The 24,872-nt window shown below is 54.9% G+C and carries 19 protein-coding genes and 1 pseudogene; 10 read left to right on the top strand and 10 right to left on the bottom strand.

The features are described 5' to 3' along the window. Positions 1 to 182: 182 nt before the first annotated feature. Positions 183 to 1,214 (bottom strand): IS110 family transposase, encoded by a 1,032-nt coding sequence (locus TRICHSKD4_RS26845; protein WP_009469626.1) that lies wholly within the window; start codon positions 1,212 to 1,214, stop codon positions 183 to 185. Between the two features lie 213 nt (positions 1,215 to 1,427). Between TRICHSKD4_RS26845 and TRICHSKD4_RS29925 the strand changes: the two are divergent. From TRICHSKD4_RS29925 to TRICHSKD4_RS26810, 5 genes and pseudogenes are all read left to right on the top strand, one after another. Then, a pseudogene (locus TRICHSKD4_RS29925) lies at positions 1,428 to 2,005 on the top strand (transposase); the annotation flags it as partial. A gap of 157 nt (positions 2,006 to 2,162) precedes the next feature. Then, positions 2,163 to 3,779, top strand: a complete 1,617-nt coding sequence (locus tag TRICHSKD4_RS26825; RefSeq protein WP_009469622.1) for a Mu transposase C-terminal domain-containing protein — start codon at positions 2,163 to 2,165, stop codon at positions 3,777 to 3,779. A gap of 12 nt (positions 3,780 to 3,791) precedes the next feature. Then, positions 3,792 to 4,673 carry a TniB family NTP-binding protein gene (locus TRICHSKD4_RS26820; RefSeq protein ID WP_009469621.1) on the top strand — a complete coding sequence of 294 codons (882 nt, stop codon included), beginning with the start codon at positions 3,792 to 3,794 and terminating at the stop codon, positions 4,671 to 4,673. Continuing rightward, positions 4,670 to 5,533, top strand: coding sequence for a TniQ family protein (locus tag TRICHSKD4_RS28705; RefSeq protein ID WP_050763560.1), 864 nt, complete (start codon positions 4,670 to 4,672; stop codon positions 5,531 to 5,533). The genes TRICHSKD4_RS26820 and TRICHSKD4_RS28705 overlap by 4 nt, the downstream gene beginning before the upstream one ends. A 116-nt stretch (positions 5,534 to 5,649) precedes the next feature. Beyond that, entirely contained in the window at positions 5,650 to 7,593 is a 1,944-nt protein-coding gene (locus TRICHSKD4_RS26810; protein WP_009469619.1) for a hypothetical protein, read from the top strand. A gap of 31 nt (positions 7,594 to 7,624) precedes the next feature. Here TRICHSKD4_RS26810 and TRICHSKD4_RS26805 read toward each other — a convergent pair whose 3' ends face one another. Both TRICHSKD4_RS26805 and TRICHSKD4_RS26800 read right to left on the bottom strand, forming a co-directional pair. Then, positions 7,625 to 8,233 (bottom strand): RES family NAD+ phosphorylase, encoded by a 609-nt coding sequence (locus TRICHSKD4_RS26805; RefSeq protein ID WP_009469618.1) that lies wholly within the window; start codon positions 8,231 to 8,233, stop codon positions 7,625 to 7,627. After that, positions 8,233 to 8,922 (bottom strand): XRE family transcriptional regulator, encoded by a 690-nt coding sequence (locus tag TRICHSKD4_RS26800; RefSeq protein ID WP_009469617.1) that lies wholly within the window; start codon positions 8,920 to 8,922, stop codon positions 8,233 to 8,235. The genes TRICHSKD4_RS26805 and TRICHSKD4_RS26800 overlap by 1 nt, the downstream gene beginning before the upstream one ends. 88 nt (positions 8,923 to 9,010) lie before the next feature. On the opposite strand from TRICHSKD4_RS26800, the gene TRICHSKD4_RS26795 reads away from it, so the two are divergent. Then, on the top strand, positions 9,011 to 9,970 hold the full coding sequence (locus tag TRICHSKD4_RS26795; protein WP_009469616.1) for an HNH endonuclease: 960 nt from the start codon (positions 9,011 to 9,013) through the stop codon (positions 9,968 to 9,970). 103 nt (positions 9,971 to 10,073) lie between these two features. Here the strand turns inward: TRICHSKD4_RS26795 and TRICHSKD4_RS28700 are convergent, their stop codons facing one another. Next, positions 10,074 to 12,020, bottom strand: a complete 1,947-nt coding sequence (locus TRICHSKD4_RS28700) for a DUF4158 domain-containing protein (RefSeq protein ID WP_009469615.1) — start codon at positions 12,018 to 12,020, stop codon at positions 10,074 to 10,076. 194 nt (positions 12,021 to 12,214) lie between these two features. Here TRICHSKD4_RS28700 and TRICHSKD4_RS26785 point away from each other — a divergent pair, with 194 nt between their 5' ends. Next, complete coding sequence (locus TRICHSKD4_RS26785) at positions 12,215 to 12,793, top strand: recombinase family protein (RefSeq protein ID WP_040617619.1); 579 nt, start codon at positions 12,215 to 12,217, stop codon at positions 12,791 to 12,793. 364 nt (positions 12,794 to 13,157) lie between these two features. On the opposite strand, the gene TRICHSKD4_RS26780 is transcribed toward TRICHSKD4_RS26785, so the two are convergent. Continuing rightward, the gene (locus tag TRICHSKD4_RS26780) at positions 13,158 to 13,703 is read right to left on the bottom strand and encodes a site-specific integrase (RefSeq protein ID WP_009469612.1); all 546 of its coding nucleotides are present in this window, start codon (positions 13,701 to 13,703) and stop codon (positions 13,158 to 13,160) included. A 278-nt stretch (positions 13,704 to 13,981) separates the two neighbouring features. Here TRICHSKD4_RS26780 and TRICHSKD4_RS26775 point away from each other — a divergent pair, with 278 nt between their 5' ends. The 3 genes from TRICHSKD4_RS26775 (at position 13,982) to TRICHSKD4_RS26765 (ending at position 15,245) form a co-directional block, all read left to right on the top strand. Then, positions 13,982 to 14,182, top strand: coding sequence for a hypothetical protein (locus tag TRICHSKD4_RS26775; protein ID WP_009469611.1), 201 nt, complete (start codon positions 13,982 to 13,984; stop codon positions 14,180 to 14,182). Continuing rightward, the gene (locus tag TRICHSKD4_RS26770; protein ID WP_009469610.1) at positions 14,179 to 14,793 is read left to right on the top strand and encodes a hypothetical protein; all 615 of its coding nucleotides are present in this window, start codon (positions 14,179 to 14,181) and stop codon (positions 14,791 to 14,793) included. The genes TRICHSKD4_RS26775 and TRICHSKD4_RS26770 overlap by 4 nt, the downstream gene beginning before the upstream one ends. A 203-nt stretch (positions 14,794 to 14,996) precedes the next feature. Beyond that, positions 14,997 to 15,245 (top strand): WGR domain-containing protein, encoded by a 249-nt coding sequence (locus TRICHSKD4_RS26765; protein WP_009469609.1) that lies wholly within the window; start codon positions 14,997 to 14,999, stop codon positions 15,243 to 15,245. A gap of 53 nt (positions 15,246 to 15,298) precedes the next feature. Here TRICHSKD4_RS26765 and TRICHSKD4_RS26760 read toward each other — a convergent pair whose 3' ends face one another. The 5 genes from TRICHSKD4_RS26760 to TRICHSKD4_RS28695 form a co-directional block, all read right to left on the bottom strand. Further along, complete coding sequence (locus tag TRICHSKD4_RS26760; RefSeq protein ID WP_009469608.1) at positions 15,299 to 16,609, bottom strand: HlyD family type I secretion periplasmic adaptor subunit; 1,311 nt, start codon at positions 16,607 to 16,609, stop codon at positions 15,299 to 15,301. Positions 16,610 to 16,617: 8 nt separating this feature from the next. Next, positions 16,618 to 18,396, bottom strand: coding sequence for a type I secretion system permease/ATPase (locus TRICHSKD4_RS26755; protein WP_009469607.1), 1,779 nt, complete (start codon positions 18,394 to 18,396; stop codon positions 16,618 to 16,620). An 85-nt stretch (positions 18,397 to 18,481) separates the two neighbouring features. Continuing rightward, positions 18,482 to 22,852, bottom strand: coding sequence for a putative Ig domain-containing protein (locus TRICHSKD4_RS26750; protein WP_009469606.1), 4,371 nt, complete (start codon positions 22,850 to 22,852; stop codon positions 18,482 to 18,484). A gap of 144 nt (positions 22,853 to 22,996) precedes the next feature. Then, positions 22,997 to 23,455 carry a hypothetical protein gene (locus tag TRICHSKD4_RS26745; protein WP_040617617.1) on the bottom strand — a complete coding sequence of 153 codons (459 nt, stop codon included), beginning with the start codon at positions 23,453 to 23,455 and terminating at the stop codon, positions 22,997 to 22,999. A 181-nt stretch (positions 23,456 to 23,636) separates the two neighbouring features. Then, positions 23,637 to 24,872, bottom strand: a 1,236-nt coding sequence (locus TRICHSKD4_RS28695; protein ID WP_050763559.1) for a MobA/MobL family protein, incomplete at its 5' end; no start/stop codon positions are given.

The raw sequence follows: 24,872 nt of genomic DNA, 5'->3' as shown, positions 1-24,872 counted from the left end.
TTGCGGCCATCGACCGCTGGCCACGATGATATCCGCAATACCAATCGCCTAATCAAATTTGCGCGCTCGAAGGCGCATTGCAACAGGCGGTCTGATTGATATTGAGGTTTTGCCCCGCGGGTTCATCACGCTTTCGTACCTTGCCGTGTTATCCCGGCGTTGAAACGCCGGCAATGATAGTCCTAAATCTTTGCCATGGCCGTTGGCGCTTGATATGTTCCCCCCTTCACGAGTAACGCCCATATGATGCGTACCATCTTGTTGGCCAGTGCAACAGCCGCCACTTTGTAGGGACGCCGCGCCAACAATGACAGGACCCATTCAGGTCGCTTCTGTGCTCCACGGGCTTGCTTCAGAACCGCCGTGGCGCCGACGATCAAAAGAGTGCGCAGTTGTTTATTGCCACGCTTGGAGATTCTCCCGAGGCGCTCTTTTCCTCCACTGGAATTGGCGTTGGGCGTAAGGCCAATCCAGGCAGCTAAGTCTCGCCCCGTCCGGAAGGCAGCGGGATCCTGGATGACTGCACGAACGGTCGCGGCAATAATTGGCCCGACGCCCGGAATAGTCGTCAATCGACGAGCCGCTTCATCGGCTTTCACGCCTGCAACGATCTTGGTATCCAACGCATTAATCCTGTCCGTCAGCTTTTCTATCTGCTCGGCCATTTCCAGAAGCGCTGCTCTGGCCGCGTTTGGTAAGCAGTCATCCTGATTGTCGCGCAAAATGGCTGTAAGCCTGGCAATACTCGCCATTCCACTTGCAGCGATAATTCCGAACTCAGCCATATGAGCACGCAGGGCGTTTGCTGTTTGGCTTCTTTGACGCACGAGGAGCTCTCGGGTTTTCAACACAATGCCCGCAGCTTGCTCTTCACGTGATTTGACGGGCACAAAACGCATCGTCGGACGCGTGACTGCTTCGCAGATTGCCTCTGCATCGGCTGCATCGGTCTTGTTTCGCTTAACATAAGGCTTCACATAGACCGGAGGCATCAAACGTACCGTGTGGCCGAATTTTCTGATCTCACTAGCCCAGTAATGGGCGCTGGCGCATGCTTCAAGGCCGACAAGACAAGGCTCAACGGTACGGAAGAATTCCAATAGCTGTGATCGCCGTAAACGACGTCGCACAGCGACACCGCCATCTTCCGTAACGCCATGAACTTGAAAGACCGATTTGGCTAAATCCAGTCCGATTGTGGTAATCTTGTCCATGGAATGGTTCCTTCTATCATGTGACGATTGGCATCATCACAATAGGCATCCTTGATGCCGGGTGCGAAGGGCCGTTCCACACCATCAAATTTCTTTCGCTGGTGCGAGAAAGCCTGTTTTTCCGGGGTTTTTGGAGCGTTCGGGTAATCGTCCCCGAAAAACATAGGGTTGAAAATTAGACTTCTCCGGCCTTTGATATGGATGGAGAACGAGATGAAGAAATCGAGATTTACGGAAAGCCAGATCCTGGCAATCTTGAAGCAGGGTGAGAGCGGTGTGCCGGTCGCTGACCTTTGCCGGGAACACGGGATCAGCAACGCGACTTACTACAATTGGCGATCCAAATATGGCGGCATGGATGCGTCCCTGATGACTGAAATGAAGTCCATGGCCGAGGAAAACCGGCGCCTGAAGAAGATGTATGCCGAGATGGCGATGCAGAACGAGCTGCTGAAGGATGCTTTGGGAAAAAAGTAGCTCGGCCGTCTCAACGCAAGGAGATGGCCATCAGAGCTGTTCGACAGTGTGGCGTGAGCATTGCGCTTGCCTGTCGGACTTTCCAGATCAGCGAAAGCTGCTATCGCTATGAACGCAAACTGTGCGATGAGAATGCCGAGATCGCGGATTGGCTGGTTCGGCTGACGACAACGCATCGCACTTGGGGGTTCGGCCTTTGCTTTCTTTATCTGCGCAATGTCAAAGGATATGCATAGAACCACAAGCGCGTTCGGCGGATCTATCGGTCGCTGGAGTTGAACCTGCGCATCAAGCCGAAGAAGCGGTTGGTTCGTGTCGCTTTCCATTTAATTATAAGAATCAGGCACCAACGCTTTCAGTCTCTTGAGCGAGCAGCTAATTTGAGAATGGGCAGTTAATTTGATAATCCGGCTTGGCTTTTATCACTTAATGTGAGAATGACGTTCGCGATGTTTTCCGCGCGAGCCTGCCATGAACGATCGGTTTCCTGACGAAATTGACGAAGCGCTTTGGGATGAAGCCTGCCGACGGGCAGATGCGATCCGCAGCTTCCTGAAGCACAATCCTGACGGTGCGACCGCCGCAGAGGTTTCCCGGCTCGCTGTCGCGATGGATGTCAGCCAGGCGACGGCCTACCGGCTGGTAAAGCTGTTCCGCGCCGGCGGGACGGTTCTGTCTCTGGTCGACCGTAAGCGAGGACGGCCGGAGGGCCATCGTACGCTGGACGAAAAGCGGGAGGAGATCGTCGGCACGACTATCAAAAAGTTCTACCTGAAGCGAACACGGCCGTCGATCTCGCAGTTGGTGCGGGACGTGCAGACGAACTGCATCTCGGCCGGATTGAAGCCACCGCATCGGCGAACGATCGTCGCTCGCCTAAAGGACATCGACCTGCAGAAGCGGGCAAAGCGGCGCGGCGAACAGACGATCGTCAAGGCGACAACGGCCGTTCCCGGAGTGTTCAAAGCCTCTCGTCCCCTGGCAGTGGTCCAGATCGACCATACCAAGGCCGACATCTTCGTCGTTGACGAGGAGACACGGGAACCGCTCGGCCGACCATGGCTGACATTGGCGATGGACGTCTGCAGCCGGATGGTGACCGGCTTCTATCTCACGATGGAAGCGCCATCCCGCCTATCGACCAGCCTGTGCCTGTTACACTCCGTTTTCGACAAATCCGCATGGCTCCGGGAACGTGAGATAACGGAGCCGTGGCCCGTCGCTGGTCTGCCGGACATGGTGCATGTTGACAATGGTCCCGACTTCCGCAGCCGAGCCTTCAAGCGAGGATGCGAGGACGCCGGCATTGCGATCGAGTGGCGGCCACCGGGGGAGCCGCATTTCGGCGGTCATATCGAGCGCCTGATCGGCACGCAGATGGGGAGGCTGCATCTCTTGCCTGGAACGACCTTCAGCAACCCGCAGGAGCTTGGCGAATACAATTCCAAGCGGCATGCGGCGCTTACGCTTCGGGAACTCGAGCGGTATATCGCTCTCGACATCGTGGGCGCCTATCATCAGTCGATCCACAGCAGCCTTGGCCGGCCGCCGATCGCGGTGTGGCGGGAGCACGAGGGAGAGATTCCTCTTCGGCTGCCACAAGACAGGCTTCGCTTCTGGCTCACCTTTCTGCCCGAGCAGGAGCGAACCTTGCGCCCGACAGGCATTCACCTGTTCGGCTTGCGTTATTGGTCAGCAGCGCTTAGCGCCGACGTCGGACGCTCGGACCGGCGACTGCTTGTCAAATATGATCCGCGCGATATGGCGCGCATCTTCGTTCGCCGGCCATCCGGGAACTTCGTGGAAGCCCGTTATGCCGATGTGACCCTACCTTCAGTCACTTTGCATGAAGCGATTACGGCGCGACGCAGCCTGCTTGCAAAGGGACGCCGTGAAGTAGATACCCGCGCCATCGTCCGTACTGCGATCGCACAACGTGAGCTCGTCGATACGGCAACCAAAAAAACGGCAGCAGCACGACGCAGTAAAGCTTCTTCTTCGAAATCGAAGGTGGATGATGGCGGATGGGGCTCGCTCCGCGGTGTCGACTCCAGCAAACCTGTACCCTTTGTTGAGGATACAGATTGAGCTGGAGCGAATATGAACAATGAAGTCTCCCACCTAACCGCCAGGGCCGCAGCGCTGCTTTCCGAAACGGACGAACGCCGCATTCGTGCGATACGATCACGCCGATGGGTGCTCTACCCACGCGCCAAACAGGCCTTGGACCGGCTGAGTGCTCTCCTCGATCACCCACGTGGTACGCGCATGCCTTCTGTCGCGATTTACGGCGACAGCGGCATGGGCAAGACCATGATCATGAAGCGCTTCCGGGACGAGCATCCATCGAGCTTCAATCCGCTGACGGGCACGTTGAAGACACCAGTCCTGGCCATGGAAATGACCAGCCGTCCCGGTGAGCGACGGTTCTACGCCGAACTCCTAACCCTTCTGGGCGCACCTCAGCGACCGCGCGCCGATATTGCTCAGATGGAGCAGGCTACGTTGCGGATCATGGAGGCCATCGGCGTTCAGGTGCTTGTTATCGACGAGGTACATAACATCCTCGCTGGATCCTACCGTGAACAACGCATCGTCTTGAACACGCTCCGCTTCCTCAGCAATCGACTGCAGATCTCGCTGGTCTGCTTCGGCGTCAACGAGGCGCGCGAGGCCATCAGCGGCGACGTTCAGCTCGCACGCCGTTTCCAGCAGTTCACGTTGAGCCGGTGGGCGGCCAACGACCAGTTCGAAACCCTGATCGTATCCATCCTGCGTAATACGCCTCTGCGCAAACCCTCTGTGCTGACTGCGAAATCGCTGCGACGGATACTTCAGATCACCGAGGGTATCACCGCAAATATCTTCCACATGATCAACAGCCTCGCGATCGATGCCATCGAGAATGGCCACGAGCGCATTACAGACGAAGCCATCGAGAGCTGGGAGCCGGACTTCGATACCGAAGCGGCCTACGCATGACGCACGTCATGGTGACACAGCGGCTGCCGGTGATATTGCCCTCCGTCACCGACGAACTTCTGTCCTCCTGGATCGGCCGGCACGCCAGCTTCTATGAGGTTTCTCCGCTGATCATGCTACGGCACTGCATTCCGGAAATCCGTTCCCAGCGTGGCGCTGATCTCCATCTTACCAACGCCCAGGAAATTCGCCTGGCCAACATGTTCGCCACGAAACCGTCCGCGATACGTCAAATGACCTTCACAGATATGGCGCAATCATCGCGTCGGCTCATCGCCGTCCGGCCGACACAGGTTTGCGTGAACTGCAATGCGGGCCAGGAACCGGTGCCTGTCCTGCGCAGCCAACTGCAGGGCTGGCGCATTACGTGCCCATTATGCGGAAACCAATTTCGGAATTTTGATGATCACGAACGAGCCTCCCCTTTCCAGCAATATCTTGACACTGCCCGTCTTGGCGAGAAGCTGCTCGATGATGAAGCCAAACGGGGCATCAAGACTTGGGCGTCGCCGGCTGGGATTGTGCGTCTGCTGCTCATGCGCAGAATAGAGTTGCCTTTCCCGGCCGAGGAAGAACTGTGGCGGTTCAGAGTGCTGGGAAAAATCATCCCGGAACTCGATCACGTACTTGCCGAAAGTTGCACCAGCTTCCCAACGCCGCAGCATCCAGTCTTGCCACTACATCTGCGTGCCGTCCTTCTGGCCGGTGTTGCAATGGTGCATTCCGGCGGAGTTGAAATGCTTCACATGCTGCGGCGGTCCACCTTGGCCTTGCACCGGCAACGCTTCGACCGGGAAGCAATGCCGTTCTTCGTCAGAGCCTCCCAAATGAGACACTCTACCCAAATGCAGTTAATCTGAGAATCAAAGCGCCCCATTCTCATAATTAACTGCCCTAATCTGCCAAAACTGCTGCATTCTTGCATTTAAATGCCAAGCGACATCAGGCGACGAACTCGCGCGCGGCCCGAAAGAGGATGTTTCAGATCGCCGCCTATGCGGCCCGCAGCGAAGATCGCTGGCCGAAATGGCAAGAGCCGATCGTTTCGCTTCTGGAGCAGGAAGGCGGTTTCAAGGGCTTTATCAAATCGCTCATCTCTGACCCGAACGCAGGATGGAAAAACAAAGAGGCGAAGCGAAGGGCCAAGCAGGACCAAGAAACGGAGAAATCACGGAATGGCAATATCGCAGAGCTGACGCCGAATCTCGCAGTGATCGCAAGCGGCGCTCCCACCCAGTTCGGTGTTTTGAGATGGGCTGCCGAGCACTATCGGAATGGCCGGATCAGCCAGAACAAGACGCCATTCGAAAACATCATCAGGTACACAAATGAGGAGATCGCGGCGGCGATCGCCGAGGGCTTCGTTCAATTTACGATCCACACTGATATCAGGGTCAGCGTAGAGGTCCTCGGCAAAGCCGAAGCAACCAATGGCGCTTACCCTCAGGAATATGTCGTTAGGTCAGGATTGCATCAGGCGCTGTTGCACGGCCGTGAAACCGATATCGACGCGTCTCCGTTGATCATCGCTTTGGTCGGGCTTCGGCAAGCCTACTTCAGCCGCGACGGGGAACCTTCGATCGCCGCCTGGGCAGTCGACCGGCTGGCCAGCGATCCCGAGCAGGGCGCTGATATAATGCTGCGGTACTGGAACGCCGCTCTCGATGCCGGCGATGAAGACCTTGATGCGATCCATCATCTCACGAATGCAGATCAACCGGCATTCGTCTCCCTGTGCATGCTTAGGCTGCTTGGCGAGAGGCCAGGGCTGCCGGATCTCGCCCTTAGGCAGGCGATCGGGGCATGTGCCGAAAGTTCGAACATCGGCGAACTGGTAGAGCTCGCACGCCGTGCCTTGGAACGTGACGACCTAGAGCAGAAGCAACGAGATATCTGGTCGTTCGTCGGCCTGGCGCTGATGCCTGAGGAATTTGCCGATCAGCTCTCAGAACAGGACCTCGAATCTGCTCTGTTAGCTCCAAACGGAGACCTCGCCACGACGCTCAACGAGTTATGTCCTGACATCGACCTGCTGGACAGAACCAGGATTGGCATTCTTGGTAAGAATCACCCGGCTCGCGACGATGACTGGCGGCACTCAGGTGGAGTGAGCGGGATTGTCAGAGCTGCGATCCAGCGTCTCGGCGCTTCAAATTCGGCTGAAGCCGGCGCGCACCTGAAGGCACTCGCCGAGAGAGTCGATTCAAGTTGGGCACCCCATATTGCTCATGCAGCCGCGGAACACGCCCGAAAACTGCGCGATGAACAATTCGCGGCGCCCTCAGTGAGCCAACTGATGGGTGCGCTCGCAGATGGCGCACCGGCGACCGCATCTGACCTTGCGGCCGTCGTTCTGGAAGAGGTCGAGAGGTACAAAAGTACGCTGAGGACCGGAAGTGAGACGCCCTGGAAGCGGTTCTGGAACACCGACGAGTATGGCAATGCAACCAAACCACAGATCGAAAACGAGGACAGGGACCGCCTCCTGGAACTACTTCGTCCGCGGTTCGAAGGATACGGCATTGCGGCGAGCCTTCCCGAGGCCCGTCGCGGCGAGAACACCAGGGTCGACGTACTAATGCTGAGCCATGCCGGCAAGAATCTGCCGATCGAGGCCAAACGGCACTACAACGGCGAGCTCTGGACAGCCGCTTCGACCCAGCTCGCTGGTTACGCTGCGGATCCAGACGCCTGCGGCTTCGGGATCTATCTCGTCTTTTGGTTCGGCACTGAGTTCAACGCGCCTAAGAGAAGCGATGGCGCCGACAGTCCCGACAGCGCCGAGGCGCTTGAGGCGATGCTTGTCGATGACCTTCCGCTTCAATTGAAGGATAAGCTCTCGGTTGTCGTGCTGGACGTATCTCGGCCACAGTCGATGATCGAGGCCACCAACAAGCGGCGTCGGAAGACTCGAACCTGAATTGCAGACAATTTGAGAATAGCCGGTGTTCTCAGACCAAAGCCACAAGCAATTCCCGCAACACCGATGCCAGCCCCGGTGCGCCCAACAGGGGAACCACGCGTTTTGCGGCCAGTTTGGAAACTGCGCGATCATAGACTGCAACGTTCACGTGGCCATTTAGCCGAGAGGGATAGATGATCCCATCCGGCGAAGATTTGTGCTCATAGAAAGCCAGCGACCAGGCGCGAGCTAGGCTCTGGCGCGAAGCCTTCGCGACGTCGGAAGGCACACCCATACGCACGGCGTGATCGTCGCGCAGATCGACGAGACGAAGATCCTCTGTCGTCTCGATCTCGGCAAATCGGCGGGCGTGAATTTCTATTTCTTCAATCGGAAGGTCGCCAATTTGTCCGTCCCGGCGATCACGAAGCAGCGCCTCCAGGAAGCAGACTTTCAACGTTTCACCGAGATATAGTACCCCGAACCGGTTTTCATCGATCCGGCGCCTTGGATCGCTGAACCGGCTCGGGCTTTTTCCGAAACCTAGCGGATCCGGAAAAGCATCAAGGTAGATGCGTCCGAACCGCTTTCCGGCAGGAACAGTTTCAATATCGAGCTTTGCGTTCTCGAAGCCGGCGGGCGGTGCAGTTGCTGGCATTACCTGAAGTCACCGTGAGCAATACCCTTGGCGGCTTCGATAACCTCATCAGGCTTCTTACTCCGCAACGCATCGAGTCCGGTTAGCCCGTTGAGACCGCTTTGCGGTGTTACCAGAAACCTATAGACAGCCCAGGCACTGCCACCGAGGATTTGCTGGAGTTCGGGCAGCGCTTCGAATGGACGGCCATCATCATCAAGTTGCCAGGCAGGGAAGCGGAAGCCCCTCTTGGCCCCATCGATGCCTAGAAGCTGGCCGTTTTGACGCCGTGAGTTGACCGTCACTCTGGACACACCCAACAGATCCGCAAACGCCTCTGCGGTGAGCATGTCGTCTGCGGCAACGATTTCGGAAACACGCTTTTTCCCGCGAGCTCGAGCTTCCCTCAAAGCTGCCTTGAGGTCCGCATCCGGCTCCCCGACCTGTTCGACGGGAAACCCCTCCGCGGCCGCGCCTGGCTGCTCCTCGACAACTGTGATGGTTTGCGCTCCAGCTTCTGGATCGACATCGACCCGAAAGCTGACCCGGCGCCCGCCCTTCTTGCTGCGACGGACTGCCTCGCCATATTGCTCGATGAGCGCTTTTTTGAACGCCGCAATTCCAGCGAGCTTTGTCGAAAACGCAATGTTGGGTGACCTGACGTGGCCGGACTTTCGACCGCGCTTCTCAATAGCTTTAGCGGTAGACATGATCTTGGTGCTCCTTCGCCGCCAATATGGGCTATTTGTGTTAACTCGTCAAGTTCGTAAAGCCCGTAAAGTTTGTGAGGCGATTGACTTGAAGCACGACTGGAGCTGCCGTGACACGGTTCCCCTGCTGGCAACCCTGCGATCGCTCGCCTATCTTTGCTGGATGAAGACGAAGACTTATGAGATCGACAGGTTCGAAAAGCGACGCATCCCTTCACCGGGCGCCTGCATCTATTGCGGCTCGGCATTCTCTCAAAACGATCTCACCGACGAGCATGTCATTCCGTTCGCGCTCGGCCACAACACGCTGATCTTCGAGAAAGCGTCGTGCAAGCACTGCGCGGCAACTATTCAACCCTACGAGCAGGAGGTGCTTAAGAAGCAGCTCGGCGATTTTCGGCTGCAAGTCGATGCTCCGAGCCGGACAAGAAGAAAAGACCGGCCAAAGCACGTTAAAATTCCCTTCGTCGCAGTCGATGGCAGCGGCAAAATTACTCGCGATCTGGGTTCACGCGCCTTTCCATTGGAGGAGGCACCATTGGCGCTCAATCTATGGGAGCTGCCAGAGGCCCGCATCACCCTTGGTGACGCCGGCTCAGACAAAGGTCGCGGGCGACCGTGGAGTTATGTCGAATCCCGCGCCTACGAGATCAACCGGCAAATTGCGGAGGAAACTGGCGAAGCCAATGTCGCAATGAAGCTGGGCGACGTAAACCGGAACCACTTCCTTCGCTTCCTTGCCAAGACAGCACACGCCTTTGCGGTGGCGGAACTTGGCATGGATGGTTTCGAGCCGTTCCTGAACGATATCATCCTCAATAAAAGCGACGGCTTGTCCATGTACGTGGGAGGCACATTCCCGCACGACAAGCAAGAGATTGACCCCGCTGAGACACTCCGTATCTTCATCGGCAGCACCGAAGAATTCGTTGCCGTCTACGTGCAGTTCTATCCATTGCTGGACTCACCCGCATACGGAATTGTCGTCGGGAAGCGTAACAGCAAGACCGAAGAACGTATCGAGGCTATGAAGGCGCACTACATGTGATGGTCGCCGGTGCCCGCCTCCACGAGCCTCTCCAAGAATAAGTTTGCGAGGTGAGCCATTCCGTCGTCTAGGCGAACGAAAGCGCAAGGCACACCCGAAACCGTCATGTCGAAAAGATGCGCGGTTCTGGATTGCGGCTTGTGACCTGGTCGCTGTTTTGGTGTTCGAGCCAGAATTCGAAGAGATCGAGCCCGGCGTCGAGCTTTTCAACGTGAACGACCTGGTCGGTTTCCTCCTCATCGTAGGGGGCAGCAAGCCCCTCAATACTTGAGGCGTCGCCGACCACAACGTAGTCGAAGCGCTTCAAGCTTGCCTCGTCGACAGTGGCAACTCCTTTGGCATAGGTGAGTGCCACCCCTGGCTGAACTCCGATGCGATAGATTTCGGGACCGACGACCTCATAATAGGGCTGATCTCCAATTGGCCGATGTATCAGCAAGTGCGGTGGAGCCAAAAGTCCGCTCGCCAAATTGACCAGCAGCCGTGCAGTTCGCCCTGTCGTCTTCTCGCGATAGACAGTGAGTTCCAGAGTTTCTTCTCGAGCGCGGCTGGAGGTGGTCTGGAAGCGGATGATCCCGTCGGAAGACATCGCGATGCGCCGCAAATCCTCCTCCGAGTCTATCGCCGGCAGGCTGGTCAAATAGACATAGGCGACGTTTCCGAGCTCCCTCGTGCCTTGCAAGTTCCATAGAGACGACCTGAGTTCACCGGAACCGACGATACCCGAGAATGCTTTGGGGTTGGTGATATGAAACAGACGAAGATCGAAGTCATCGTCCGACCGGCGCCGGCATCTGCCTGAAGCAAATCGTGTCGGCCGTTTCGGTCCGTCAATGAGGCATGAATAGAGCTGAGCTCCATCGTCGTAACGCTTCACCAACCCATCAGAGCGAATCTCTACAATCAGCCTAGTCAGATCCGTCGCACGCGGGCCGCCGACGTCGACAGAAAAACGCGCCACAAGAGTTTCCAGACCATCCCATGAACAGGATGCATCGACGGCCCCGCCCAAGGCAGCCTCATCGCCCCGGGCCATCAGCAATGTCGTTCCCAGAGATTGGAATCCGACCAGTGTGCTGGCTATATCCGCCTGTGCCTGCTCGAAGTGTAGCGCGCTGATTTTCTTCGCCTCTCGCCAGGTCTTGCCTACGATCCGGTCATGGGTTTCGACAACGGTATCGGCGACGGACGCCGCCCATTCAACGACACAGGTGGCCAGAATGGCGAGGCGACGATTACTGCTGATGTCCTGCAAATTGCCCGTGAAGTAGCGCTCGCCCTGACGGCGCAGGATCTTGATCCTGTGGGGCGGAATGCCATCAAGAACATCGGGTTGCAGACCAATCGCCTTGAGGGCTTCCACCCGGTCAAGCAGGCGGTTCATATCGGCTGTGTTCTTGCCGACCTCAAACCCCCGCAGCCACAAGAACACGCTCTGCCACCCGTTCGCAGCCTCGCCAAGCAGGTCGTCGAGACGACGGCGCATTCGACTGTCCAGGCGCGCGACAATCCGGTTCTCGATCCGCCGCTCGGCCGCCACAAGCGCATCGGCACATAGCCTCTCAATCGTCGTGACACCCGGCAGGATGATCTGCCGCGCCCGGCATTCTTCAACAAAAGCCCGCACCAGACCTTCGCCAGATTCGGTTGCCTCGGCCTGCTGGTCTAACCAGGCTGTCATTTGCTTCACACGTTTACCGGTGAACCGCTTATAGCCATAGATCTTGCGCAATGTACCGAGATGTTCTCGACGGGTTGCATCGCGGACAGCGTAGGGCAAGAGATCTTCGGGTTGCAGAGCGAGCTGGGCGGCAAGGTAACTGGTTACAGCTTCCGGGATGATCTCTCCCGGCTTAAGAAGGCGCCCGGGATATCGCAACGCGCAAAGCTGGAGCGCAAAGCCCATCTGATTTTTTGGTCCCCTGCGCGTTCTGACGTGTTCGATATCGTCGTCTGCAAGCGTGTAATGGTATTCCAGCGAAGCCCTATCGGTGGGCAGGGTGAAGAGAGCATCACGCTGACGCTGCGTCAGGACAGTTCTGTGGGCCATATATTACCTTCTCAGAGAAGTGTTGAGGGTCAGAGCCGAGACCCTCGCTTATGGTTTTACCCGTCCGATAGACGTCCGCTGAGCGGACAGGTTCAAGCGAGCAGACGCGTCGCATGAAACCGCAGCTTCCGGCGTCTCATATAACTAGTACGATTAAATTTGCAAAAGAGGCCCCTTATCCGTACACTTTGTGCATGACTGCGACAAAAATTGGATACGCCCGCTGTTCCACCGACGGCCAGGATCTGACCGCCCAAAAACAGGCGCTCGAAACCTTAGGCGTTGCTCCAGATCGCATCTACACTGACCATGGTTTGACTGGTACCAACCGTGCGCGGCCTGGGTTAGATCAAGCCATCGCCGCTGTTCGCGAAGGTGACACGCTTGTGGTTCCCAAGCTCGACCGCTTGGCGCGATCCGTTCCGGACGCCCGTGCCATCGCGCATCAGTTGGAAGCGAAAGGTGTGAAACTGGCACTCGGTGCCTCGGTTTATGATCCGTCCGATCCCATGGGAAAGATGTTCTTCAACATCCTCGCCACCTTTGCCGAGTTCGAAGCCGACCTCATCCGTATGCGCACGCGCGAAGGCATGGCCATCGCCCGTCTCAAGGGCAAGCTGCGTGGCAAACAGCCAAAACTGTCCGAGAAACAGCAGCGTGAACTGACCCGTATGCACGCCACTGGGGAGTATTCCATCAGCGACCTGGCCGAGGTGTTTTCCGTGTCGCGACCAACCGTCTATCGAACATTACAGAGAGGTCAGAACCCTTAGCGTACGATTTATCACTGAGCCCTAATGGACCCCTTGGCACTTGTCCACGTGGTGCGCAGGGTATCATTCAGCTCGCGGATGCGCTGGGTTCTGATGTCCTCCGTGGTCATGGTGGTTTTGTCGTTCATGTCGGTTTCTTTCTTTTGGTTTGGGGGAACGCCTGTCGCTCCCGTCACCACGACAAAGGGCGGGCATGACAAAGTGTGCAGGGCCGCGTAGCGCTTGCCCTGGCCTTGCACTCTTTGGCAGGTCTGCCACGTGGGGCCGGATACGGGAGCAAGGGGTTTCCCGGCAAAATGAACCGCTGAACGTCAGTCCATCCCATGATCACGGAGGACGCTGTCACACATTACGGGGCTGAATTTCACTGCCACATCCGGCTTGCAATCTGGCGTTCCTCATGCCCGAAGGCCTGCGAATAAATGGCCGTTGTCTCAAGACGCTGATGACCAAGCCAGCGCTGGACAAGATGCAGGGGCACGCCTGAGGATATGGCATGGACGGCAAAGCTGTGGCGCAATCCACGCGGACAGGCTTGCGGGCCTGATATGTCAGCTGCTTCCATGACCGTCTTGATGGTCATCCATCCCCGCGTGCGCCCCCACCCAAATATGGGTGCCGATGCCTGCAAAAGGTCTGTGAGCAACGTTTGGGGCACGGGAACACGTCGATAGCTCACCTGTCCCCGTTTCTTCAGGGAGCGGATGGTGAGGGTGCCTTCCTCGCCGGATATGTGTTCCGGCTCAAGGGCCAGAACTTCCGACAGTCTGGCTCCCGTCCACAACAGGCAATGACACAGCAGGCGTTCATCATCCGGCAGGTCGTCACAGGCGACAAGAAACCGCTGCCGTTCGCTGTTCGTGAGATACTTCCGCATCCCGGTCGAGGTGAGAAGCGACGGCCCCGTCATCGGGTCGCACCTTCCTGAAACCCGTGGTGGATTGCGTCAGAAATGGGGCGTGCTTTCGTTGTTTTCACCTGAATATCTCCGCTGCGAACAGAATTGCCTATTCTGTTCGGCGAAGATGAAACCCCTTGCAGGTCAAGGGGTCGTGAGCCGGAGTTCAGGCCACGGCAAGAATCTTACCCGAAGGGATTCTTCCGGTTCAAGAAGAAAATCAGGGGCTTTCAACCCCCTGAACACTTTAGGCAATTCTGTTCAAACTCCATCGCATCACGGATGTCGAAATGCGTATTATCACCGGTTTTATAAATGTCTTCCTTGGCTTCATGATCATGATGTTCGGCATTGTGCTCGGCTTCACTATCATCGGGCTGCTGTTTGCGTTCCCCGTAACAACAGCAGGCATTGCCAAGATGACGCAAGGGATGGCCCAGATCGGGTTTGGCACTTATGAGACGGCCCGAAAGGTCCGTGAGCGCCAATGAGACAGGTTCTTACGATAACAGCGACAGTCGGACTTCTGCTCACGGGCAGCTCGGTCTCGGCATCTGCCAGCGGCCTGACGCAATCTGCCGCCGAACGTGCCATCAACACCTACATCAGGGACTGGCATGCGTGCATGGCTGCAAACGTCTACAGCTACACCCCGCTGGTCAGCCAGAAACGGTCCGATGATGCCGATTACATGTGCCGTCCACCGGGGTCTCATGCGCTCTTCACGCTGTTCAAACCCTGCTATCACACAGCGACAGGATTTGCAGGTATGGTCAGCGGTCTACAGAAAAAAGGCATGGTCAGCGACCGGGAAGACTCCATTCCCTACACCATCGTGTTCATGATGCCTCAGCCGGAGGGCGAGGAACGGTTTTACGTAACCCGCCGTAATCGGCTCTGCGGACCGTTTCCCGATACCCGCAACACCAGTGAGGTCTACAGCATCCGCCAACGCCGGGACGGGCGCTACGATGTCGAGTTCAACGCATGGACCACATCGGATGACGCCTTTTTCAAGGAATGGATCGATAGCAGGAAATACCGCCATCGGGTGATTGTCGATGAAGTGGACGGCACTTACGCCGTTGTTGAACCGAAATAGGAAGGCTGCTCAGGCGGGGGCCACGCCCCCGGCCTTGGGGATATTTGAAGAACAATGATGGGGTGTCGGGCAGTGCTCGACAAGGGCTTCAGGCAAGCAAGCCACATCGAATCCCATGTGTAAAACGGGGCAGGGTGATGGTTTGGACACACTGGCCGAGTTAATCTGGAGCCATTGCCTTCACAGCAAACCGGCCAGTCGTCATGATGCAGCTCGACATGTTTCCAACCACACTTCACATGCGCTGCATTGATCCTGCCCAGAACAAACGGCGGTTTTATCGCCTGTCTGTCCAGTGCAATCTCTTCGGAGAATGGGAGCTTCAGCGTGAATGGGGGCGCATTGGCTCTCTTGGCCGCACGCAACGGAAAGTCTACCCTTCACCCGGCACAGCCCTTGATGCGCTCAAGGATATGGCCATCCGGAAAGAGCGGCGTGGGTATACCGCGTAAGGATTAAGCGCTTCTGTATTAGCAAGCAGGCCAACAGACAAATACCGTGGCGTTCATTCCTCCCGGAATGCGCGGTTGATCTGGTCCATCAGTGGTTTGGTGAGATAGTTGAGGGCTGTTCGGTCTTTGGTCTTGATAAAGGCTTCTACGGGCATGCCTGAAATCAGTTTCTGTCCCTTAAGGCGTTCGAGCTGATCATCCGGGATGGCCATGCGGACCTTGTAGAAGGTCATGCCGGTTTGTTCATCTACGACAACATTGGGAGAGACGGTTTTTACAAAGCCGTTAAGCTCCGGTGTTGTGCGCTGATTGAATGCGGAAAACCTTAAAGTAGCCGGTTGGCCGGGGTAAAGCTCATCAACGAATTGCGGTTCAACATCCGCCTCAATCTCAAAAACTCCATCCTGCGGAATAATTTGCAGGACAGGGTCTCCGGGACCAATAACGCCGCCGATGGTGAACACGCTCAACTCATGGATGATGCCGGACACCGGGGCTTTGATCTCGACGCGGTTCAACTGTTCCAGCGTCGCCTGAAGCTGCTGGGTCATATCATTGACCTCCGCTTCAACCTGGCGCAATTCTGTCAGAACCGTCTGGCGAAATTCGCGGTCAATCTGAAGGATCTGGATTTCCGTTTCACTGATGGCATTTTGAATTCGTGCCAGTTCCGCATCCTGCTCGGCAACCTGTCCGATTATGTCTTCACGTTGTCGCTCCAGAGCCATCAGTTGAGACTTTGGCATCAGCCCCTTCTTGTTCAACGTTCGAACGCTGGTCAGTTCTTCATCTAGGAAGCCCAACTGCGTTTTCTTGGAGGACTTTAGAGCTTCGATCCCGGAAATCTGGTTTTGAAATTGCTTTATCTTTTCCCGAAGCTGGGAGATCTGGCCTTCTCGTGTCGTATTCCGCGCCTCAAAGAGCTTTTGCTGCCCGGACTTGACCGACTGCATGATCTCCACACCAAAGAGTGCCAGGATTTCGTCGTCCCAAACGATGCCCCCTTGTTCGTCTCGCTCAGCCACCAATCTCGAGCGCTGCGCCACACCTTCTCGTAAGCGGTTCTCATAGATTTTCAGGTTGGCTTTCAGCAATGTGTCATCAAGGCGGATCAGAACCTCATCTTGTAGAACCTTATCTCCGTCATCGATGGCAATTTCAGCGACAATTCCCCCATCCAGATGCTGCACTGTCTTCGGTTTTCCAAGAACAACAAGCTGTCCTGGAGCAATTACCGCACCGGACAGCTTTGCAAAAGACGCCCATGCACCTCCAGCGAAAAACAAGGTCAGGACCAGGGTAAGCCCGATCCTAACAAGGCCTTTTGCAGATGTTTTCACGGACTGGTTTTGCGACGCTGCCATCGACCTGCTCACATTTTTCGTTTTGAGACAGGCTTTAAGACCCGTTTGGATGATGGTTGTTGTTCATTTGATGTTGTCTGCTTTGAAGGTGCCGTCGGTGCTCGCATGACCTTTTGCAAGACCTCGTTCTTATCTCCAAATTCGACTTGTTGCCCATTGCGCAGCATCAAGACCTTGTTGACCGCCTCAATCGCACTTGGTCGATGCGCCATCACAACCACACAACTGCCCGCCTCGCGGAGCTTTGCAATTGCATGCGTCAGAGCATCATCTCCATCGGCATCCAAATTGGAGTTGGGCTCATCCAGCACAACAAGTGGCGGAGTTCTGAGCGCCGCCCTTGCCAAGCCGATGCGTTGAACCTGGCCGCCAGACAATACCTGTTGCCCTACGGCTAGATCAGTTGAATAACCGTCAGGCAAGGCGAGAATCAACTCATGAACAGCCGCTAGCTGGGCAGCAGCGATGACGTCTTCATCACTGACCTCCGCATCAAACCTGGCGATGTTCTGTCGGATGGTTCCGGACAGAAGTTCGACCGATTGGGGAAGATAACCAATATATTGCCCTACGGCATCGCGGTCCCACTGATCAAATGTAGCTCCATCCAGCCGGACACTCCCCTTGTCAGGCATCCATAGTCCCACTAGTAACCGAGCGAGCGAGCTTTTGCCGGATGCGCTTGGTCCAATGACACCAAGGCCATCACCCGGATTAAGATCAAAATGCAGACCTTGCAAAATCGGTCGTTGGTCACCTTGGCTGCCTGCACTCTTGGGAGGAAGCTTCAGCAGATTGGTCACCGTCACCCTTCCTTTGGGGTCCGGCAGGTTGATTGGCTCGAAATTATCACCATTTCCCTGAAGCATCTTGGAAAGCCGCCCATAGGCCAGCCGGGATCGAATAAAATTCTTCCAATTGGCAACGGCAGCGTCCACCGGAGCGAGCGCCCGTCCCCCAAGAATGGAAGCGGCAATCATCGTTCCGGGAGAAATTTCCTGGAAAATTGCCAGATATGCACCCAAGGCCAGCATGCCGGACTGGACCAGCATACGTATGGACTTCGTAAAGGCGGTAATAAACTCAGAACGTCCGCCAGCTTCTTGCGCCTTTATGAGTGCTTGGTCACGCAGGGATTGCCAATATGACGTAACGCGGCTGGTCATGCCCATGGCCACAACAGCTTCTGCGTTTCGATGTGCCCCTTCTGCAAACTGCGCGTCTCTTAATTCCCAGGATGACGCTTCCCAAATCGGTTTGCGAGTAATCAACTCATTGATCATAGTCGCAGTAACAACGATGATAGCCCCAGCGGTTGCCAGTAGGCCAAGCCATGTATGAAGCAGATAGACGATGGCCAGATAAATCGGCACCCATGGCAGGTCGAACAGTGCTGGCAAGCCGTTAGAACTCAGGAACTGCCTCAGTGAGGCAAGATCGTTGATGGGCCTCGATTTAATCGATCCGGGGTGAAGATTGGAAAAAATCCAGACTTTCTTTGCCAAAGCTGACAACTCGACATCCAGACCATAACCGATCCGCGAGAGCGCCTTTGTGCGGATCAGGTCAAAAAGTCCGAGAAAAAGATAAAGTGCCGCGACCAATGCAAAAAGCGCCAAAAGTGTCGGCACGGACCGGCTCGCCAGAACCCGATCGTAGACCTGCAACATGAACAGCGGTCCGGTCAGCATCAGTATATTGACCGCACACGAAAAGAGCCCAACAGCCCAGAAGGTGGAACGGGACTTCTTCAGCGCCGCTGCAAGTGGATTGTCTGGCTTGGTCATTATTACCAAATACGCGCAAGTACACGCCCGACCTCAGATTTATTGCCAGTGGGGAAAAGCCCCACTGGCAGATCTGAAGCAGGTTTTAGTAGAACGTGAAAGCGTCCTTATCGAGGGCAGCCAAGCGAGTGCCTGACAGGATCAGCTCATCGCCGTTGCCGAAGTCGAACACAACGTTCCGCCCATCCTGTGACGCCGTACCCATAAGATCTGTGAAACTGTCGATCCCATCCACATCGATGGAAATGGTGTCTCCGCGTGACCTGAACCAACCCCAGTGGTGGCCTGTTTCGAAGTCCATGATCTTGTCGCGCCCGTCTCCGGCCTCATAGACAAAATTATCGCGGCCCCAACCACCCCACAAACGGTCATTTCCAGCACCACCACTCAAGGTATCATTGCCAAAGCCGCCAAAGAGCCTGTCGCGTCCGTCGTTACCATGGAGTTCATCATTGCCCCAGTTACCCCAGATCCGGTCATTTCCGGTTCCACCGGCGAGCTGGTCCCCATAGAAGCCGCCAACAATGATGTCATTGCCGCCAGCGCCATAAATCTGGTTGGAAGACCAGAGATCGCCGAACATCCAGTCACGTCCGTCCGTTCCCTGCTCCCAGCCTTCATATGGGTCGTCAGCTTCCACGACCAGCATGACCTCTGCGGTGGCAGTCAGCTCACCATCACTGATGGTATAGGTGAAGCTGTCCTCGCCATCAAAGCCATTTGCCGCCGTGTAAACGACATTGCCGTTGGCATCGAGCTCAACAGTGGCATTCCCCGATGTACTAGACACAGATGTAATGGTAAGCGCGTCTCCATCCACATCGACGTCATTTGCCAACAGACCACTTGCGGCGAATGTTGTCGGAGTGCCGGATGCAACCACAAAACCGCCTTCGCCGATTGCCGTTGGCGCATCATTCACTGCCGCGATATCAAGGGAAAACGTATCGGAAGCTTCCAGAACCCCATCGGAAGCCGTAACGGTGATGTCGATAGTCCCGTTGTAGTTTTGCGGTGGCGTTCCAGAGAAGGTGCGGCTATCGGCGTCGAATGAAAGCCAATCCGGAAGATCTGATCCGTCTTCCAATCGGGCTGACAAGGACAAGGTGTCACCATCCACATCCGAAAACGCATCTTCCGGCAGAACAAAACTGACAGCCGTGTCTTCTGTTCCGCTTTGATCTTCAAGTGCTTCCGCAAGGATCGGGGCGTCGTTGACCGGTGTGATCTCGAGTTCAAAAGTGTCGCTTGCAGACAAGGTACCATCCGACGCAACTACCGAGACATTCAACACCCCGTTGAAATCCTGAGGGGGAGTTCCGGAAAATGTCCTCGTTCCGGCATCAAACGCCAGCCACGCGGGAAGCGTTGAACCATCTGCCATTGTCGCGGTGAAGGTGAGTGTATCCTCATCAACATCGGTGAATGCATCAGACGGCAACGTAAAGCTCACCACAGCATCTTCGTCAGAAGACTTGTCTTCAAGTGGAACAGAGACGATTGGAGCATCATTGACGGCTTCAAACTCAAGCGTGAACGTGTCACTTGCCGATAGCGCTCCATCAGAGGCCGTGACGGTGATGTCCAACGAGCCGTTAAAGTTCAGTGGAGGGGTTCCAGAAAAAGCGCGGGTTTGTGCGTCGAACGATAACCATCCGGGCAAGTCCGAACCGTCTGCTTGAGTTGCTGACAAGGTCAGCGTATCTCCGTCAACATCCGTAAAGGCATCTTCAGGCAGAACAAAATTGACCGCTGTGTCTTCTTTCCCGCTTTGGTCATCAAGGCTGTCAGAGACGACAGGGGCATCGTTCACCGGAGAAATTTCGAGGACAAAAACATCGCTTGCCTCGGATTCTCCATCTGAGGCAACGACTTCAACACTCAGCGTGCCGTTGAAGTCCTGCGGTGGTGTCCCGGAGAATGTCCTCGTGTCTGCATCAAACGACAACCAGGATGGCAAAGACGATCCATCTTCCAGTCGCGCCGACAAGGTCAGCGTATCGCCGTCAGCATCAGAAAAGGTGTCTTCGGGAACAACGAAACTCCACGCGTTGTCTTCATCTGAAGTCTGGTCGGCAATCGGACTTGAGACAACAACCTCGTTGTTTGGTTCGACAACGTTTATGGTCAACTCAACAGTCGAGGACGAATTTCCGTCAGAAATAGTGACGAATATGCTGTCTTGACCAGTGTATCCGCTCGGTGGGACATAAATGACTTTACCATCTGCGGAAATTGAAACTTCGCCATCAAACGCAAAAACATCCGTAATGCTGAGTTCATCACCCTCATAATCTTCAGAAAAGGCCAGAGGATCAAACTGCCCTTCTGTGTCATTTTCTATCTCAAACTCTCGTTCACCCAGATAAAATGGCGCAAAATTCGAGCTCTCACCGGCTTCCGTCGCGATCTTGCTTCCGTCCCAAACAACGCCGTTGTCGAATTCAATTCGCTCGATACCGCTACCATCTGCCACGAACTGGTTTGGCACGAATATCGATTGTTCCCGAGCAGTTTCCGGGTCAACAAAGGTTAGGGTCAGATCGTCTGCGGTTCTTTTGAGAACCAACTGCTCAGGCGAAATCCCATTCAGGCGCAAAGTATCGCTGTCTTCCGAACCACTCGCTTGTTCCAGGATGGCATCATCGCCATCGCCCGGCTTCCAGACGTATGTATCTGATCCGTCTTTCCCGACCAAAATGTCACTGCCACCCAAACCTTCTAACAGGTCGTTTTGATCTGTACCTTCAAGATACTCCGCATCTGTGTTGCCTTGAATTTCTGATGCATAAGCGACCTCGGTAGAAGCGAGGCTCGCAGACCTTAAGGATGAACTGGAAAGACCCCTGAAGTCGTAAGGCAGACCAAAAAAACCGTTGAAAATTGTATTCACGATGGCCATCGCGTGACCTGATAAACCTATCGAAAAGCTCGCGAGTGCATCACTTTCATCGCTGCTGACCGCCGGTACAAACTTGTTAAGCGTTGAAAGCAACTTGACATAAGGCTCGATGATGAACCGGCTTTCGTCGAGCCGGAGCCCATATTCTTCAAACTCTGCCTGTGCCTGAGGCAAGATTTCGCTGGGCGATCTGACATCAAGCCCGTAATCCCCGCTTTCAAAGTCGCGAACAGCAAAACCTTTTCCAGTTGCATCAATCCCGAATAAAACCGTTCCAGTGTTGATCAACAAAAGCTCAGGGTTCTCTTTTGTCCCGGTGAAGGAGCCAAGAAAGTAATGTCCGTATCCATCTCGGGACGCAAACGGCGGGAGATATTCAGAAAACTGCCGAAAATCAAAAGCCAGTTTTGTTTCGCCGATGGCAGAACCCTTGTAATACAAGGTGTCATTGGCATCTCCGCCGATGACGATGTCATTTAAACCCGCATAAATCTTGTCGGCCCCTTCACCTCCATCAAGGAGGTCAGCAACCTCGTCGTCATCACCCCGAAGGACATCCGAATTATCACCGCCGAGCAGTCTGTCGTTGCCTTGCCCGCCGGTCAGTTCGTCCTGACCTTTTCCGCCGTCCAAAACATCTTCGCCGTCTCGACCATATAATGTATCATTATCACCGCCACCGAAGAGATAATCGTCATATTTAAAACCAACTATCCTATCGTCACCATGCCCCCCAACAAGGGCCAATCCATTGGTTGCATCCTTATGGTGGGAAAGATCGAAAGACCAAATTCCAGCTACTGATGCCGTTTTATCTAAAACATTATTACCTTCTGTTGTAATTGAGTAGTACATTCTATCATCGAATTCTGTTCCATATACTACGGTCTTCCCTTCGAAAAGGGTTGACGTTATCCCGCCTTCGTAAAGATTATCAAAAATAGACTGAACACCTTCTTGGAGAAGGTCAATGCGGTCAATATCTGTCTCAAATTTACTATAGTATTCTTCGTTTTTCCCCTGATCGCTTTCATAATCCTCTCGCGTGTAGGTGCCTTTTTCCACGTCTCCCGAAAAGAGTAACTCGACTGTACGGCCAATTCCTGACGGGTCTATTGCTTTCCTTGAAACTGCTTGAGTAAGCTCTGTAGAAATATCGTCAGATTCAAAATTGAAGTTTTCCGGCCTGTAGTTTCCATCTACTCTCCTCGGTTCAAGGGAGAAATTGTCAATGGACAGTTCAAATCCACTTTCATTTTTTTCGATAACAAATGTTGCCTCATCATTTATCTGGAACGATGTATTGCCCCAGATATAGGCACGCTCTGCAAAGTCTCCGCTGCCATCATCCCAATCTTTTTGATCAACAGATAGGCCATAACTACCAAGACCAAAGAATGCTGCTAGCTCAACTTTTGTTATCTCAGCTCTGTTACTGTCTTCAACTTGAAATTGGCTGAACAAAGGCGACGTAATCGAGAACGGCGCATCAAAAAAAGACTGTACAAGATTTACATTTGAGGCAAGCGCAAACTTGCCCGGCCCAGTAGACATATACTCCGCAACGTTGATTGAGCCTAACTCACTTTTTGCGTCTGAATCTCGAATAAGCTCTTCGTCAGAAAAGTCACTAGGAGGGGTATCAGCTCCGAACAAGAAACGCGAAATAACTTGGTTAATATCAGGAAGTGCCATAAATCACCTGTCTTTAGGGTCTTTGTGAATTTTGTATCGGTGGTCAATCAACCAAACACGCCCGGTGGGTTCAGCAACTTTGACAGTATTTTGGTCAAGGTATTGGGTGTGGCCGGTCACACCAACGAAACCGCAATACGGTTGAGTTAGCTTCTCCCACAGAGAAAAACCTTGCCCTTTGTATTCATTGGGGTAATAGCGACAGCAATCTGGATATTTTTCTAAATACTCAATCGCCGATCCGTAGGGTACCTTCTCAAAATTGCTACTACTACCCTCTGCATTCATAAAACCAATAGTTCCAATTCCATACTTATCTACGAAATAACTTGCCGACGCTAATTTAATTCGACTTAAATCAAGATTAGAGCAATTTCTTTCGAGATTCCACAATCTAAATCCCATAAAAACGGTCATAATTACGATTACGAATGAAGCTAATATTAACTTACTATTATTCATTTAAATTCTTAACCTCATATTCTCTGAATATAAATACTTTCAATTAATATTTTTCTCTCAATAATAGCATAAATTTATTTCATGAACCCCCAATACCAACAAAACCTTAAGGTCATTTAATCAGTAATTCTGACAGTTTTGTGTCCGATTCCTCTGCGGCAAGTCAACACACACCTTCCCCCTATCTTTCCCTCTCATCATCCCTTTCCCTTTCCCGTTCTCTCTCGCGTGCGGCGTTTTCAATCTCGCGCTGCAGCTTCTCGGCCCGCTCGCGTTGGTCCCGCTCTTTGAGCTCGGCAATGCGGTCCGCCATGATGCGCTCCTGCGCTTCCCTGCGGGCCTCGCCGCGCTCAAGGAAGGGTAGCCGCTCCACGGCTGCCAGCTGATCGCGCTCATGTTTGGGCAAAATGAGGTACATGTCCCGCGCCCGCCTGCGCAGCTCGTCTGCTTCCTCACGGCGCTCGATGACCTGCCGGTCATGCTCCCGCAGTTTCTCGTGCTTGTAGGGCTGGATATAGGACACATCCCGGTCCAGTTCGTCCTCATGCTCGGGTAAGGGCAAGGGGATATTGGCGTCATGCTCGCGGACATATTCATCATATTCACGCTGGATGTGCTCGGGTGCATCCATCATGGACCGGTACTCAACTTCCTGCTCGCGCTCATGCTGCTGCTCCAGAACCCGGATGTCATTCTGGTAACGCGCAAACTCCGCCCGCTCCGCTGCATCATTGCAGCGCTCAAGACTGGGTGGCCATGTCTCCTGACGGGAGATGCGGGGGTATTTCAGGCGCTCTTCGGCGGTGGGTCTGTTGCTCATGTCATGATCCCTTTCAAACTCGCGAGCGCGCTCTGGAACGGGCTGCCCGCGGCCAATACCACGATGCTTTGTCGGGGTGCGCTGAACACCCCGCGCAGCATAGCTGCGCGCAAATATCCGCGTGGAGGAACTGGCCTCAGCCAGCGCGGCATTGCCGTGCTTTTCCCATAGGTCTCGAACGTCATAATAGAACGCCTGCCGACCAAGCTCGCGTATCTTGCCGCCAAGACCCTCCGGCGTGACCGCATTGTCCGTAATGATGAGATGGGCGTGGGGATTGGTTTCAGCGTCATCCTGATGCAGGGCATAATCAACGGCAACGCCATAGCGCTCGCTTAAAGCCCCGGCATACCCTTCTATCGTCGCAAGCCACTGCTCGCGGGGAATGGCATAAGGCAGCGCCACGATGATCCGACGTCCGAGCTGGGCATTGGAGCGCACGTTATGGCGCTCGACCGCGTTCCACAGCTCCGCACGGTCCTGCATCCATGAAGGCGCATGCGGCGGCAGTACGATGCCCGTGGCAAGCACACGCCTGCGCAGATGCGTGAAGCTGGAATACCCGCGCCCGGCACTGTCGTTGCGCAGGCGCGTGCC

The sequence above is a fragment of the Roseibium sp. TrichSKD4 genome (genome assembly GCF_000148725.1).
Lineage (GTDB): Bacteria > Pseudomonadota > Alphaproteobacteria > Rhizobiales > Stappiaceae > Roseibium.
This window is presented reverse-complemented; position numbering and strand designations above follow the sequence as displayed.